15 protein-coding genes and 1 riboswitch are annotated in these 14,874 nt (G+C 63.3%); of the genes, 1 reads left to right on the top strand and 14 read right to left on the bottom strand.

Annotated features, from left to right (window positions below; translation table 11 throughout):
- Positions 1 to 30: 30 nt before the first annotated feature.
- The 11 genes from D3879_RS13780 to D3879_RS13730 all read right to left on the bottom strand — a co-directional run bounded on the left by D3879_RS13780 (position 31) and on the right by D3879_RS13730 (position 13,396).
- Positions 31 to 759: a murein L,D-transpeptidase catalytic domain family protein gene (locus D3879_RS13780; protein ID WP_119954776.1), complete on the bottom strand. Its 729-nt coding sequence runs from the start codon at positions 757 to 759 to the stop codon at positions 31 to 33.
- Positions 760 to 827: 68 nt separating this feature from the next.
- Positions 828 to 1,871 carry a L,D-transpeptidase gene (locus tag D3879_RS13775; RefSeq protein WP_119954775.1) on the bottom strand — a complete coding sequence of 348 codons (1,044 nt, stop codon included), beginning with the start codon at positions 1,869 to 1,871 and terminating at the stop codon, positions 828 to 830.
- Positions 1,872 to 1,980: 109 nt separating this feature from the next.
- Positions 1,981 to 2,673 carry a pseudouridine synthase gene (locus tag D3879_RS13770; RefSeq protein ID WP_119954774.1) on the bottom strand — a complete coding sequence of 231 codons (693 nt, stop codon included), beginning with the start codon at positions 2,671 to 2,673 and terminating at the stop codon, positions 1,981 to 1,983.
- Complete coding sequence (locus D3879_RS13765; protein ID WP_119954976.1) at positions 2,673 to 2,897, bottom strand: cysteine-rich CWC family protein; 225 nt, start codon at positions 2,895 to 2,897, stop codon at positions 2,673 to 2,675. The genes D3879_RS13770 and D3879_RS13765 overlap by 1 nt, the downstream gene beginning before the upstream one ends.
- A 347-nt stretch (positions 2,898 to 3,244) precedes the next feature.
- On the bottom strand, positions 3,245 to 5,053 hold the full coding sequence (gene atzF, locus D3879_RS13760) for an allophanate hydrolase (protein ID WP_119954773.1): 1,809 nt from the start codon (positions 5,051 to 5,053) through the stop codon (positions 3,245 to 3,247).
- A 136-nt stretch (positions 5,054 to 5,189) separates the two neighbouring features.
- Positions 5,190 to 8,795: an urea carboxylase gene (gene uca, locus D3879_RS13755; RefSeq protein ID WP_119954772.1), complete on the bottom strand. Its 3,606-nt coding sequence runs from the start codon at positions 8,793 to 8,795 to the stop codon at positions 5,190 to 5,192.
- A 261-nt stretch (positions 8,796 to 9,056) separates the two neighbouring features.
- On the bottom strand, positions 9,057 to 9,692 hold the full coding sequence (locus tag D3879_RS13750; protein ID WP_119954771.1) for an urea amidolyase associated protein UAAP2: 636 nt from the start codon (positions 9,690 to 9,692) through the stop codon (positions 9,057 to 9,059).
- Between the two features lie 62 nt (positions 9,693 to 9,754).
- Entirely contained in the window at positions 9,755 to 10,480 is a 726-nt protein-coding gene (locus tag D3879_RS13745) for an urea amidolyase associated protein UAAP1 (RefSeq protein ID WP_119954770.1), read from the bottom strand.
- Positions 10,481 to 10,482: 2 nt separating this feature from the next.
- Positions 10,483 to 11,415, bottom strand: a complete 933-nt coding sequence (locus tag D3879_RS13740; protein WP_119954769.1) for an ABC transporter ATP-binding protein — start codon at positions 11,413 to 11,415, stop codon at positions 10,483 to 10,485.
- Entirely contained in the window at positions 11,412 to 12,227 is an 816-nt protein-coding gene (locus D3879_RS13735; RefSeq protein WP_119954768.1) for an ABC transporter permease, read from the bottom strand. The genes D3879_RS13740 and D3879_RS13735 overlap by 4 nt, the downstream gene beginning before the upstream one ends.
- Before the next feature lie 86 nt (positions 12,228 to 12,313).
- On the bottom strand, positions 12,314 to 13,396 hold the full coding sequence (locus D3879_RS13730; RefSeq protein WP_119954767.1) for a putative urea ABC transporter substrate-binding protein: 1,083 nt from the start codon (positions 13,394 to 13,396) through the stop codon (positions 12,314 to 12,316).
- A 54-nt stretch (positions 13,397 to 13,450) separates the two neighbouring features.
- Positions 13,451 to 13,563: riboswitch (guanidine-I (ykkC/yxkD leader) on the bottom strand.
- Between the two features lie 199 nt (positions 13,564 to 13,762).
- On the opposite strand from D3879_RS13730, the gene D3879_RS26540 reads away from it, so the two are divergent.
- Entirely contained in the window at positions 13,763 to 13,915 is a 153-nt protein-coding gene (locus D3879_RS26540; protein ID WP_158592084.1) for a hypothetical protein, read from the top strand.
- A gap of 168 nt (positions 13,916 to 14,083) precedes the next feature.
- Here D3879_RS26540 and D3879_RS13720 read toward each other — a convergent pair whose 3' ends face one another.
- From D3879_RS13720 to D3879_RS13715, 3 genes are all read right to left on the bottom strand, one after another.
- A complete protein-coding gene (locus D3879_RS13720) occupies positions 14,084 to 14,410 on the bottom strand; it encodes a hypothetical protein (RefSeq protein ID WP_147411146.1) in 327 nt (108 codons plus the stop codon).
- A gap of 101 nt (positions 14,411 to 14,511) precedes the next feature.
- A complete protein-coding gene (locus D3879_RS26685) occupies positions 14,512 to 14,667 on the bottom strand; it encodes a hypothetical protein (RefSeq protein WP_177412403.1) in 156 nt (51 codons plus the stop codon).
- On the bottom strand, positions 14,667 to 14,849 hold the full coding sequence (locus D3879_RS13715; protein WP_119954765.1) for a hypothetical protein: 183 nt from the start codon (positions 14,847 to 14,849) through the stop codon (positions 14,667 to 14,669). Before D3879_RS13715 ends, D3879_RS26685 begins: the two co-directional genes overlap by 1 nt.
- Positions 14,850 to 14,874 lie beyond the last annotated feature (25 nt).

Below are 14,874 nucleotides of genomic sequence, written 5' to 3'. Positions count from 1 at the left end.
CGTTATCTTGTTCAACCGCCTGCTAACTCATCACTTCTGCAGGCTGGCCAGCGTTTCGCTGACCTGTGGGCAGCTTTGCGCGGCGAGGAAGCGCGAGCTTTTCAGCCAGTTCTGTTGCGGGTAGTAGGCGAACACATAGCTGCCGCGTTGCAGGGTATTGATCAACGGGCCGGCAATCGCCGGTCGCACCGCAGGGCAGCCCTGGCTGCGGCCCAGACGACCGAGGCCGGGGACGACTTTGGGGTCGGCATAGGCGGCGGCGTGCATGACGATGGCGCGCGATTCGCTGTTGTCGTTGAAGCCCGGCTCCAGCCCTTGCAGGCGTAGCGAGCGGCCATGCTTGCCGCTGTAGGTCTGACCGGTGCGGTACAGGCCGATGGAGGACTGGTAGCTGTTTGGCACATTGGAGAACGAGGTGGCGAGATCGGCGCCGCTGTTCTTGCCGTGGGCGACCCATTCCTCGAACAGCAGCGTTTTCGCTTTCAGGTCAAAGACCCAGAGGCGCTTGTCCCGTGACGGTTTTGAATAATCAATCACTGTCAGCAATTCATCGGGGTCGTCCTGGCTGCTGCTTGCGCACTGATAGGCGGTCAGCGCCAGTTGCAGGGCCGAGAGGTCGGCCGTCGGCGCCAGGTGTTGCAGTTCCTTGGCGCTGGGTAGGCTGGCTGCAGCAGCGCTTTGCCAGGCATAGACCGCGAACAGGCTGGCGCCGGCAACACCGAGCCTTAGGGTTGCGGCTATCTTGCAAAAGATCGACATGAGTGTGAATTCCCCATGGGGCTTCTGTGGGTATTCTGCAAAAAGCCGGCATTGTGCGTGATTTTTGTTCAGTCTGCCGGTTGTTTTTTGATCGGCTCTTGCTGTGGCGCATGTTCATCGGTGCTGATTACGGTGAAATTGGCCGCGCTGCGGGTCTCCCGCGTGGAGGGCCAATCGGTGATCACCAGGGTCGTGCCGACATCCATCGCCTGGCGCAGATGTTGAACGAACTCCGGGGCCAGGCTGATCTTGCCCAGTTGCTCGGTGGGCGTCAGGCCATGCTCCGGGTTGCTCAGTTGCACCGCTGACCAGTGTAGCGGTGCCGAGGACGTGAGTTGGGCCGGCGTCGGTTTTTGCAGTAGCGAGAACACCGCCATGCCGGTCTGCCCCGGCTTGTCGAGGGACTGCAGCGCAGTTGTGCCGACCAACTGGCCGTTGCGATAGGCATAGGCGCGCCGATCGGCGCGGCTGATCAGCACGGAAAGTGGCCCTTGGCCGCTCTCCGGATCGTTCCAGAACATCTCGCCGGCACTGATCGGTGTGGCTTGCGGCTTGCCATTCGCAACCATGGGCGCCAGCACACCGGGATGATAGACCTCGACGGGCGCGCTATGGGCATCGGAAATGATCACCGTGGTGGAGCTGAAACCGGTGATCTCGTAGAGCTTCTTGGCGAAGGCCAGGGGTAGATGCACGCAGCCATGCGAGGTGGGGTAGCCCGGCAGGCTGCCGGCATGCAGGGCGACGCCATCCCAGGTCAGGCGCTGCATGTAGGGCATCGGCGCGCTGTTATAGAGAGTGGATTTATGCTCAACGCTCTTTTGCAGAACAGTGAAGACTCCGGTGGGGGTTTCTCGACCCTTGCGGCCGGTACTCACCGTGCTCACGCCGATGACGATGCCATTGCGATAGATGTAGGCGCGCTGCTCGGTGAGGCTGACCACTACGGTGACCGGTCCCTGCGGTGAGACTTGCGGGTCCCAGAGGAACTGGCCGGGCTTGAGCGTTTCGAGTTGGGCCTTGAGTGCGGCAGGTGTCGGTGCCTTGATCGGCGTGGCGCTGGTCAGGGTCGGAGCGATGATCAGGAGCAGCGCGACAAGCAGGGTCTTCATTCAGCACGTTCCTCGGCGGGGAGCGGTTGCAGCTTAACGTCGCGGTTCGCGGGCAGCAAACGCGTGAGCGCTCAAGGGCGCGGTGTGGGGGCGGCTGGCTCGGATGACCTCAGAGCAGAGCAAGCTCCGCGCCTAAGAGTGCGCGGTATGCGCCTGGCGCCAGACTCTGATCGAGTCGCAGCGGCCCCATGCTCTCGCGATGCAGTCGCACTACTTTGTTCTGGAAATGACCGAACATGCGCTTGACCTGATGGTAGCGGCCTTCAAAAAGCGTCAGGCGGGCGGCACGGGTATCGAGGATCTGCAGTTCGGCGGGCAGGGTGGTGAGGTCTTCGTACTGGAAATACAGACCGCGAGCGAACACCTCTGCGTACTCGGACGTGATCGGTTGTTCCGTCTCGACGTAATAGACCTTCGGCAGTTTGACCTTGGGTAAGGTAATGCGCCGTGACCATTGACCATCATTGGTGATCAGCAGCAGGCCGGTGGTGTTCAGGTCGAGGCGACCGCCGAGGTGCAGCTCGTGCTTGTCCGGCTCATCCAGCAGGTCGAGCACCGTCGGGTGAGCGGGATGCTCGGTGGCGCTGACGTAGCCCACGGGTTTGTGCAGCATGAAGTAGCGAGCGGGTTTGCCGATTTGCAGCACCTCGCCCTGCAGTTCCACGCGGTTGAACTGGCGAACCTCGAAGCGGCCATCGGTCACCGTGACGCCATCCACCTGCACGTGCCCAGCGGCCAGCCGTAGGCGCGCGTCTTGACGGTTGAGCCGGGGCAGGTTGCTGAGGAAACGGTCGAGGCGCATCAGTTTGGCCGTGAACCGGCCGCTGCCGCCGGCAGGTTTTGCGCGCAGCGTGGGCAGAGACAGGCACGGTTCAGCAAGGCTGACGGGATGCGTTGCAGTGCCAGCGGTTCGACTGCCAGCGAAAAACACCAGCACGGCTGACTCGCCGTTGCCGGGTCGGCATGGGTACAGGTGTTGGACAGACCGCAGAGCGGGCAACGGGATGGATCGAGGGTGATGGTCATACCGATGGGGTGGCGGGTGGCGGCGGCAAGGGCGCTCAGGGTGCAGCGCTCGGCGGCTCGATGCAAGTGGCTGCGCCGAGCGGTTGCCGAGGGGGCTGACCGAGCTGCCTGGCCGCAGCCCGGATTACCTCCGGGCTGCGGCGTGAGGTGGTTATTGCCACTGCGCTGAGGCGTGGGTTCTAGTGGCCTGTACGGCTAGTTGGTTAACTCAAGTTCGGATGCCTGGAGTCCTGAGACAAGGCGCCGTGACGAGTCATAGCTGGGCTATGGCGAGGAGCGGCAACGCAGTATCGGGGCTTCAGGCGCCGAAATTGACTAATGGAACTAGCCACACAGGCCACTAGCTATTAACCCCTGCTGGTTAGATAGGCGCGCCAACCGCCGAAATGGCTGATATCGGTGGCGCCTTGCAGGCCATAAGGCTCGCAGATAAAGCCGCTTTCCCAACGGCCATCCTCGAGCTGCACCTTACCCAGACCAAGCGGAGCGGGGATGCCGGTGAGGAAGGAACCCAGCTCGCTGCTCGGCAGTTCCCAGACTTCCACGTCGATGGCCGCGCCGCCTTCGGCGACGCGCAGCATGCCCGGGCGCAGCGGCGGCCCGCCGGCCAGCGCATGCAGTTGGTAGTCCGGCGAGCTGCGGGTGGCCTCGACGAGGCGACCGCCGCGCTGCGTGAGCTGCCAGTTCAGCGGAAGACCGTCCAGGTGCGCGCCGCAGACCACGATGCGAGCCAGGTCGTTGCGCGCAGTGCTGGTTGGCGCAGACAGCTCCAACTTGCGCTCGCCCGGTAGCGGCAAGTCGCGCTGGCGCTGGAGGGCGTCGGCCAGGCTGAGCAGGTATTGATCGGTGAAGGCGCGGCTGAACAAGGTCACGCCCCAGGGCAGGCCGTTGCGCATGAAGCCACTCGGCACTGCGACGGCGGCGTAGTCCAGCAGGTTCATGAAGTTGCTGTAGTAACCCAGTTCGGAGTTACGCAGCACCGGCTCGGCGTGCAACTCGTCCAGTGTCGCCGGCCGGCCGATGGTCGGCGTCAGCAGGCAATCGAGCCCTCGCAGGGCTTTGTCGCAAACGGCTTTCAGTGCTTGCAGGCGGTACTGGGCGCGGAAGGTTTGCACGCCGGTGACGGCCGGTGCCTTGGCCAGCACGGCGCGAATCACCGGTAGCACGGCCTCGGGGGCCTGCTCCAGCAGCTCGCCGGCGACGCTGTAACGTTCGGCAACCCACGGCCCTTCGTAGAGCAGCCGGGCGGCTTCGAGGAAGGGCGAGAAGTCGACCTCCACCGCTTCGCCGCCGAAGTCCTTGAGGGTCTGCTGGGCTTGTTCGAAGAGCGCGGGGCCTTCTGTGCAGCCGAAGAATTGCAGATCCTCGGCACGCGGGACGCCGAAGCGGAATGGGCGCGGGCTGCCGAAGGCGCTGGCATCGTTCCACAATGGGTTGACGCGGCTGTACTCGTCACGCGGGTCGAGCTTGGCGGTCAGCGCCAGCAGTTGGCTGGCTTCGCGGGCGGTGGCGGTGAAATAGGTCACACAGTCCAGCGTGCGGCAGGCCGGCACTACGCCGGCGGTGGAGAGCAAGCCCTTGGTCGCCTTGAGGCCGACCAGATTGTTCAGCGCCGCCGGCACGCGGCCGGAGCCGGCGGTGTCGGTGCCCAAGGCAAAACTGCTTACGCCCAACGCCACGGCCAACGAGGAGCCAGCGCTGGAGCCGCCGGAGGGAAACTCCGGCAGCACGCTGTTCGGGCATTCGCCGTAAGGCGAGCGGGTGCCATTCAGGCCAGTGGCGAATTGATCGAGGTTGGTCTTGCCCAGCGGCACGGCGCCCAGGGCGATCAATTGTTCGACCACAGTCGCCGAGCGCTCGGGGAGGTAGGCGAAGGCTGGGCAGGCAGCGGTGGTTGGGATGCCGGCCAGGTCGATGTTGTCCTTGATGGCGAAGGGGATGCCGAACAACGGCAGGCTGTCCGGCGCGTTGCCGTCCAGCGCGGCCAGGTAAGGCTCCAGCTCTTCACGGCTTAGCAGGTGGATAAACAGGTGGTAGTCCGGGTTCAGTGCGGCGGCTTTGTCGCGCAGGGCCAGGATCAGTTGGCGCGGGGTAGTGCTGGCGTCTTTGTAGGCGGCACGCAGGGCGTCGAGGCGCAGGTCGAAATCGTTGGTCATGGCGGTATTCCTTCTCGGGATTCAACTATTCCCTCTCCCTTCAGGGAGAGGGTTAGGGAGAGGGATGTGTGGCGAGAACCCTCTCCCCCAGCCCCTCTCCCGTAAACGGGCGAGGGGAGCAGCGGGTGTGGGGGACTTAGGCTTCTGCGAGTACGACGACCCTCTGTCCGGCGCGCACCGGCGAGCCCGGTTGTACACGGACTTCTTTCACCACCCCGTCACGCGGTGCGGTCAGCGGGATTTCCATCTTCATCGACTCGAGAATCACCAACACGTCACCGGCTTTCACCGCACTGCCGGCCTCGACCTGCACCTGCCAGAGGTTGCCGGCGATATGGCTTTCAATCGAGTGGTGGCCGAGGGCGAGCGGGGCGTCATCGCCTAGGTCAGGAGCCGCTTCCTCGCTGTCGAAATGTGCCTGACCGCTGGCGCTCCAGCGTTCTCGCTCGGCATTGAAGGCCGCCTGCTGCTGGCTGCGGAAGGCGCCGATGCTCTCGGCTTCCTTGGCCAGGAACGCTTGATAGTCGGCTAGCTTCAGCTCGCTTTGCTCGATCTTCAGGTCGTAGCGACCGAGTGGGAAGTCGCGGCGGATCTGCAGCAACTCCTCGGCCCCCACGGGGTAGAAGCGGATCTGATCGAAGAAGCGCAGCAGCCAGGGTTTGCCGTCGAAGGCCGCGACTTCGCGGTAGCGGTTCCACATCTGCAGGGTGCGGCCGACGAACTGGTAACCGCCGGGGCCTTCCATACCGTATACGCACATATAGGCGCCGCCGATGCCCACCGAATTCTCCGCCGTCCAGGTGCGCGCCGGGTTGTATTTGGTGGTGACCAGCCGATGCCGTGGGTCCAGCGGCGTGGCGACCGGCGCACCGAGGTAAACGTCGCCGAGGCCCATCACCAGATAGCTGGCTTCGAACACGGTGCGGTAGACCTCTTCAAGGTTCGGCAGGTCGTTGATGCGGCGGATGAACTCCAGGTTGCTCGGACACCAGGGCGCGTCTTTGCGCACGGTAGTCATGTATTTCTCGATCGCCAACTGGCAGGCCGGATCGTCCCAGGACAGCGGCAGGTGGACGATGCGCGACGGCACCTGCAGGCCCTGTGCGGCGCAAACGGCATCCCATTCGCCGGCAATGATGCCGAGCAGGTCGGCCAGCGCCAGGGTTTCCGGCTGGTAATGCACTTGCAGGGAACGGATGCCGGGGGTCAGGTCGATCACCCCAAGCAGAGCTTTGCTTTCCAGTGCCTGCATCAGCGCATGGCCACGGAAACGCAGTACCAGATCCAGCTCCGGCGCACCGATTTCCACCAGCAGGTGGGTGTCGCCGGATAACCGTGCGACCAGCCGGGTGCCGTCCGCGCCGATGTCGAGCACGATGGGGGAGGTCAGGTTCCTACTGCTCCCCTCTCCCGCAAGCGGGAGAGGGGAGAGAGTCGTGCATTCCTGTTTTCTCGCCTTCGCCAGCTCCCGCGCCGTGGTGATATCCACCGGCAGAAACCGCACCTTATCCCCGGCCTTGAGTTGCCCAAGCTGCCAGAGATCCGCCTCGATGATCGTCACCGGGCAGACGAAGCCGCCCAGGCTCGGGCCGTCCGGGCCGAGAATCACCGGCATATCGCCAGTGAAGTCGACGGCGCCGATGGCGTAGGGGTTGTCGTGGATGTTGGAGGGGTGCAAGCCGGCTTCGCCGCCGCTCTCGCGCACCCACTCGGGTTTTGGGCCGATCAGGCGTACGCCGGTGCGGCTGGAGTTGAAATGCACTTCCCATTGGGTGGCGAAGAAGGTCGCGATGTAGGCCGGGGTGAAGTATTCCGGTGCGCCATGGGGACCGTAGATCACGCGGATGCTACGCACGGCCGGCAAGTCGCTGTGCAGGGCAGGCGGCAGGCTGGCACCGGCTTCGGCATCGCTCAGTTTGTCGATGTGCAGCACATCACCGGCGCGCAGGGCTCGGCCGCCGTGGCCGCCGAACTGACCAAGGGTGAAGGTGCTTTTGCTGCCCAGGTACTCCGGCACCTGCAGGCCGCCGCGCAGGCACAGATAAGAGCGGGCGCCAGGACCTGCGAGGGTGCCGAGGCTCAGGGTGCTGCCAGCCGGAATGAATAGCGTGGTGTTTAGCGGCTGCGCATGGCCGTCCAGCGTCAGTGGAATCTCTGCACCGGTCACTGCCACCACCGCGTCGGTATTGAAGCGCAGGGTGGGGCCGTTCATGGTGATTTCCAGCGCTGCGGCACCTTCGGCGTTACCCAGCAGGCGATTGCCCAGGCGCAGGGCACGGTCGTCCATCGGCCCGGAGGGTGGCACGCCGACTGCCCAATAACCGAGGCGGCCGGGGAAGTCCTGCACGGTGGTTTGGGTGCCGGCGCTGAGCACTTCAAAAGTGTCGGCCTGGTAGACCAGCTCTTCCAGGCAGCGCGTCCAGGGATTGCCGCTGGCGAAGGGGGCGTCCTGGAGGATTTGCCGCAGATAATCGCGGTTGGTCTCCACGCCATACAGCAGGCTGTCGCCAAGGGCTCTGTGCAGCCCGGCGCTGGCTTCATCGCGAGTTGGCGCCCAGGCGATGAGCTTGGCGATCATCGGGTCGAAGTAGGGCGGGATTTCGCAGCCGGCTTCAACCCAGGTGTCGATGCGCAGGGCCTTGCCATCGGCCGCGGGGAAGTTCACCGCGGTCAACAGGCCAGGGCTCGGCTGGAAATCGCGGCCCGGATCTTCGGCATACAGGCGCGCTTGAATCGCATGGCCATGGGGCTTCACGCCTTGCGCCAGTTCGCTCAGTGGCGGCAGATTTCCAGCGGCGAGCTGGATCATCCAGCCGACCAAGTCGACGCCCCAGACCTGCTCGGTCACGCCGTGCTCGACCTGCAGGCGGGTGTTCACTTCGAGAAAGTAAAATTGGCTCGCCACGCTGTCGTAGACGAACTCGACGGTACCGGCGCTGCGGTAGTTGACGGCCTTGGCCAACTTGATCGCAGCGGCGCAAAGCTCCTCGGCCATACCGGCCGGCAGGTTGGGCGCCGGGGTTTCTTCCAGCACTTTCTGGTTGCGCCGCTGCACCGAGCAGTCGCGCACGCCGAGGGCCAGGACTTCGCCGTGACCGTCGCCGAACACCTGCACTTCCAGATGACGGGCGCGCTGGATGTACTTCTCGATAAATACGCCGGAGTCGCTGAAGTTGTTCTGCCCCAGGCGCTTCACCACTTCGAAGGCGTCGCTCAGCTCCTCGGCGGAGCGGCATACACGCATCCCGATACCGCCACCGCCGGCGGTGCTTTTCAGCATCACCGGGTAGCCGACCTGTTCGCCAGCCTTGAGCGCGGTGGCGAGGTCTGCCAACAGTTCGGTGCCTTCCAGCATCGCTACGCCGTGCTGTTTGGCCAGGGCGCGGGCGGTGTGCTTGAGGCCGAATACCCGCAGTTGTTCCGGCGTCGGGCCGACGAAGGCGATACCGGCGGCTTCGCAGGCTTCGGCGAACGCGGCATTCTCCGAGAGGAAGCCGTAACCGGGGTGGATGGCCTGGACGCCGGATTGCTTCGCCACGGCGAGAATTTTCTCGACGGCAAGATAGGTGCCGGCGGCCGCGCCTTCGCCGAGGCTGAAGGCTTCGTCGGCCTGCTGGATATGCAGGCTGGCGGCGTCGGCTTCGGAGTAGACGGCCACGCCCTTGACCTCAAGAGCGCGCAGGGTACGCAGGATGCGGCAGGCAATGGCGCCGCGGTTGGCAATCAGGAGTTTGCTGAACATGAGGGGCTACTCATGTGGGGCGGGCCGTCCCGCTGCTATTCGGTCAGCACCACGGTCGTCCGTGGTTGGGATGCTTTACGTTCAGAGAAAGCAATGCCGGCCCCGTAGGAGCGAGCTCTGCTCGCGAAGCTCTTGGGTCGACTGCGTTCGCTAGCAGAGCTAGCTCCTACAGGGATTCGCGCTCCTTGTGAGGTTGCTGCAGGCACTGCCCCGAGCGGCTCTGGCACAGCCGGAACAACCAGTGGCGCAGGCGTTGGCCGATCAGTCCCATACCAGCACCTGCGCCGGAGTGGGGTTGTAGCCGTTGCAGGGGTTGTTCAGTTGCGGGCAGTTGGAGATCAGCACGAGCACGTCCATATGCGCCACCAACTCGACGTACTTGCCGGCGGCGGAGATGCCGTCCTCGAAGGTCAGGCCGCCTTCCGGCGTGACCGGTACGTTCATGAAGAAGTTGATGTTGGCGCTGATGTCGGCCTTGTTCAGGCGGCCGTCGTGCAGGCTGGCGCGCAGAAAGTTGTCGCGGCAGCTGTGCATGTAGCGTTTGTCCAGGGCGTAGCGCACGGTGTTGCTCTCCTGCGCGCAGGCGCCGCCGAGGGTGTCGTGGCGGCCGCAGGTGTCGGCGCTGATGGTCAGCATCGGGTTGCCGAGGTTGGAATACAGCACGCTGCCGGTGGTGAGGTAGACGCGATTCTGTTTGCGCAGGGTACGTTGCACGTCATAACGCTCGCGCGGGTTGCGGGCGCTGTAGAACAGCGTGTCGACCGCCTGGTTACCTTCCAGGTCGAGCAGGCGCAGAGTCTGGCCAGCCTTGACCTCGGTCAGGAAGGGTTCGCCGGCCGGAATGGTGGCGCGGTAAGCGGCGGCTTCCGGGTGTTTCTCGCTGTGGCTAAGAGTCATGTCGTTCACCTCGTACCTGCTGCTGTTTACTGGGTCCCTGCCTTCGCGGGAATGACGAAGCTTTAGATGTACTGACGTTCGGTGTTATGGAAGCCGCGGCCGTTCTCTGGGCGCGAAGTGCGGCAGAGCACGCTGATGCCGTCGGCGACTTTGCTCCAGTTCAGTTGCACCGGTTTAGGCGCGTATTGCGGGTTCGGGTCCATCGGGTGTTGCAGCGCGGTGAGCACCACCAGCGTGTCCATCGGCGCATACAGCTCGAGGTAGTCGCCGGCCTTGGCGTGGTTGGCTTCGAAGTGGAAGCAGCCGTCGGCATCGACCGTGACCTTGCTGAACAGGTTGAGGGTCATCAGCAGGTCTTGCAGGCTCAGGTTCCACTTGCCCATTTCCACCAGCAGGTTGTCCACGCCATTGCGGAAGTAGCCGTTGCGCAGTTCCTGATAACGACCGGCGCCGTACTTTTCCTGCACTTCCGCGGCGTTCAGTACACCGCCAAAGCTGTCGTGCCAGCCGCAGGTGTCGGCGGTGATGGCGGCCAGTACGCGGCCCATATCCGAGTACAGGCAATGGCCGGCGCTGAGCTTGGCGGTGTGCTGACACTTGAGGCTATCCGGCAGGTTCAGCCGTTCGCTTTTCTCCACCGCGTTGAGCAACAGCAGGCTGACGTTGGCGCCGCCTTCGAGGTCGGTGATGCGCAGCAGTTGGCCGCGCTTGAGGACGAACGAGGTGTGGCCACCGCCCGGAACGATTTCTTCGTAAAGGCTGGGTCGCAGAATGAGAGCAGCACTCATCGTCAGGCTCCTTGATAGGCAGGTTGCAGGTTGCCGGTGACAGTCGCCGGCAAGGCTTCGACGGCGGCGCGTGTGACGCGGCGGTCGGTATTCAGGGGAATGTCGTAGGTGATGCGCGCGCCGTAGGCGTTCGGCGCATGGGGGTCGTGGCGGATCTTGTCGAACACCAGGATGCGTGTGCCGAGGCTGAAGCCTTCGGACAGGTCATGGGTGACCATGAACACGGTCAGCTGGGTTTCCTTCCACAGCTCCAGCAGCAGTCCGTGCATGTCCTTGCGGATGCCCGGGTCGAGGGCGCCGAACGGTTCGTCGAGAAGCAAAACGCGCGGCTGCATGATCAGCGCCTGGGCAATCGCCAAGCGCTGCTGCATGCCGCCGGAGAGTTGGCTCGGGTATTTGTCCAGGGAGTGGCCGAGGCCGACTTTGTGCAACAGCGCGGCCGCCTGTTCGCGGGCCTCACGCTTGGCGCTGCCGAACAGCCGACCGAGCAGCGGCGAGCGCGGCAACTCCAGGCCGAGGGCGACGTTGTCCAACACCGACAGGTGAGGGAACACCGAGTAGCGCTGAAACACCACGCCACGGCTGGCGTCCGGTTCGCCGATCAGTTGTTTGCCATTCAGCAAAATCTCGCCGCGGCTTGGGGTCTCCTGGCCCAGCAGCAGGCGCAGGAAGGTCGATTTGCCGCAGCCGGAGGCGCCGACCAGGGTGCAGAATTCGCCTTCGGCGATGGTCAGATTGAGGCGTTCCAGGACGACTTGGTCGTCGTACTGTTGCCAGACGTTTTTCACTTCGATGAAAGAACCGGCTGCGCGAGCCGTTGACTGCGTTGCGCGGTGCTCGCAATCCTCATGGACTGCTAGTCCACTCCGGTTACTGTGCTCCGGGCGCCTTGTCCTCGACTCGCTCGCGTCGGTTCTGTTTTTTACTGTGCTCATGCCTTGGCTCCTTCATACCAAGGGAAGGCCAGGCGGGTGAGCTGCTTGAGGCCCAGGTCCATCGACCAGGCGAGCAGGGTGATCCAGGCGACGTACGGCAGGATCACGTCCATCGCCAGGTAGCGCCGAACCAGAAACACCCGGTAACCGAGGCCATCGGTGGAGGCAATGGCCTCGGCGGCGATCAGAAACAGCCAGGCCGAGCCGAGCACCAGACGCAGGGAAATCAGCAGGCGTGGCATCAGCTGCGGCAGGATCACCCGCAGGATCAGCGTCCAGGTCGAGGCGCCGAGGGTTTGCGCCTTGATCAGCAACTCCTGCGGAATCTCGCGGGCGCGCTGCTCCAGGTCGCGCGCCAGCACTGGGGTGATGCCGATGACGATCAGCATCACCTTGGACAGCTCGCCGAGGCCAAAGACGATAAACAGGATCGGCAGGATCGCCAGTGGCGGCACCATCGATAGGACTGTCAGCAACGGTGACAGCGGTGCACTGAACAGCGGCAGGGTGCCAGCGGCGATACCCAGGCACAGACCGAGCAGCGCCGAGATGCCGAGGCCGATGGCCAGGCGTTGCAGGCTGGAACGGCTGTCCTGCCACATCAGGTAATCGCCACTGCGTTTGTCCTCGCTAAAGGCCAGGCGCTTGACCGCGTCGGTCATCTGCACCGCGCTGGGCAGCAGTTTGTCGTTGGGGTTTTCCGTCAGCCGTGCGACCGAGCCCATGAAGTAGGCGAACAGCAGTAAGGCGAACGGCAGCAGTATCAGCAGCAGTCTTCCTGCATGGTCTGGGTGACGATTGATCAGGCGCATGGTGATCTCTTTTTTTGGGGTTCCCGCCTGCGCGGGAATGACGGATCTTCGTCATCCTCGCGAATGCGGGGATCCACGAACCGGACTTACAGTTTTCCTTCGGCAGCCAACTGCACGTAGCTCGGATCGAAGCGCAGCTTGACGTTGCCCTTGTCGCCGGTAACGACGTTCCTGGCGAAGCTCATGCCGACTGCGCCTGCGTCTTTTGCGCCTTCCCCGAGCAGGCCATGGCTGAAGGAAAACGTCGCAACCTTGTCCATGGTCGCCGGCAGTTTCGGGCTGGTGGCGAAGGCCAGGGCGTCCTGGGCGTTGTAGAACATCCTGGTGGTCGCCAGTTGGGCTTTGAAACCAGCCAGGTCAGTGCCCGAAGCCTTGGCCATATGCTCAAGCGCCGCGGTGGCGGCGGGGGTGTCGGTGCTCATCAACTGCATGATTTCGAACCAGGCTCCGGTTAGCGCTTTGCCCAGGGCTGGGTTGTCTTTCAGGGTCTGGCTGTTGACCACCATCATGTCCATGATCTCGCCAGGGATCTGGCTGGAGTTGAACACTTCGCTCACGCCAGGCTTGGCATTGATCTCGGCCAGCATCGGGTTCCAGGTGGCGACGGCGTTCACCTCGCCGGTATTGAAGGCGGCGGCGATGTCGGCGTCGGAGGTGTTCACCACGGTCAGGTCTTTCTCGCTCAGCTTGGCTTTTTCCAGGCCGCGAGCCAGCAAGTAGTGGGAAACCGACAGCTCGACCAGATTGACTGGCTGACCCTTGAGGTCGGCCAGAGTCTTGCCTTCGCCCTTGATGACGATGCCGTCGTTGCCATTAGAGAAGTCGCTGACGATCAACGCCGTGGAATCTACGCCACCCGCCGCCGGGATGGTCAGGGCATCCATATTGGTCATGGTGCAGCCATCGAACTGGCCGGCGGTGTATTGGTTGATCGATTCGACGTAGTCGTTGAGCTGCACCACATCGATGGCGATGGCGTACTTCTTCGCCCACTTCTCGACGATGCCTTCGGCGGCGGCATACTCCCAGGGCATCCAGCCGGCGTAGAGGGTCCAGCAGACGCTGAATTTGTCTTTTGTTTCCGCCTGGGACGTGAGGCTGATGGCGGCAGTAAGGCCGGCGGCGGCTATTGATAACAAACGGCGGGCGAACAGACGGGACTTACGCATGAGGAACCTCCAGTTCGAGAAAAAAGCGGGCAGGCGCAACGCGGCATGGCGTTCGTCTCCCGGGCTTTTGTCCCGCCGTGTAACCTCTACTGGAGGTCGATAACTCTCGGACCAGCCACTCGCCTGCATTCATAAGTCGGCGAGCCGGAACCCTAGTCATCCATTGCAAATTGTAGTGCCGCGAACCCAGGGGTTCGGGTGACTCCTGCACAACCACTGCTAAGCGAGAGCCGTGCCAAGTCGTGAGAACCCTGCCAGGTCAGGGCTGCAGGTGGGGGGGCTGGGTTTTTCGCGGTGACTTATGCTCGCTAATGAAGCGCAGAGATTCATTTTGGTGCGGCTTGCCCGCGGTATCCCATGGGGGGCGTGCAATTTATCATCGAGGATTGGCGCAGCCTGCGTGAACGACTGCTGAATGAGGCCATCGAGTTGTTCGTAGCCGATCCCTGCGAGTTGCACGACGACCCGCAATTTGCCATCGAGCCCTTGCAGGTTCACCTCGGCGTGCCGCTCTTCTGACGCCGGCCAACCGCTGCTGAAACAGCCCAACATGGATACTCGCACGCCGGCCCGCCCCGAACTGCCAGAGCAAATACCCCCCTCCTCCAGCTTGGCGCTAGCCGCGGGCGGCCTCAGGCACTCGCGACGACGAAGGCATTCACCCTCGTCGTCGTGGTGCGTTTTGCCTTAGTAGCGGTAATCGCCACGCCACTGCTGACCCCAGCCCCGCCGCATATCATGACGAAACTGCTGATGACGATCATCGCGACGATCGTAGCGCCAATCATAGCGATGACTGTGGCGCCCATCGTGACGAAAGTCTCGATAGTATTCTGGATGGCGATAGCGGTAGGGGTTGTAGTAGAGGTGGATCTCATAACGGTGGCGATAATCGGGATAGACCCAAACACCGTTGTAACGCGGGTAGCCATGGTAACGGCTGTCATGGGCGAAGGCCCCGCCAGAGCTAAGACTCAACCCCAGTATGGCAATAAGCAAAGATCGAAAGAGCATGGCGGCCTCCTCTGACCGCAAAAGTTAGGAAGACCAGCGGATGCTCGCCTTCGCTGCTGTTCACACTGCGTTGGACAACTGTCCATGGCGAAAGTATCGACTTAGCAGCGACCTTTCTTCGCCTGCCCCGGCGGGCAATGCGGCGGGCCGCCGTCAACATAGCCGATATCAATGCCGATGCCTGGTAAACGCAGGCTGCAAGCTGGCTGCGTGGCCATCAAGAATGCCGCGAGGATCAATCCGAGCCACGCCTTCATTAGCAGTTACCTTTCATGCGGTGCCCCGGTGGGCAGAAGTAGCCACCACCGCCACCGCCACCCCCTATATCGACGTGAATTTCGTCAGGTTCGCCGATCCGCGCATGTACGCCCGGCGCGCTGAAACTGCAGCCAGTCAATAACAGCACCATTCCCAGCAGCATCACTGTTAAATCACGCATTGGAATACTCCTTGGATTGCCTTAG

Origin of the sequence: Pseudomonas cavernicola, assembly GCF_003596405.1 — a bacterium.
GTDB lineage: Bacteria > Pseudomonadota > Gammaproteobacteria > Pseudomonadales > Pseudomonadaceae > Aquipseudomonas > Aquipseudomonas cavernicola.
Note: the sequence above shows the minus strand (reverse complement) of the source record. Positions and strands in the feature narration are given on the sequence as shown.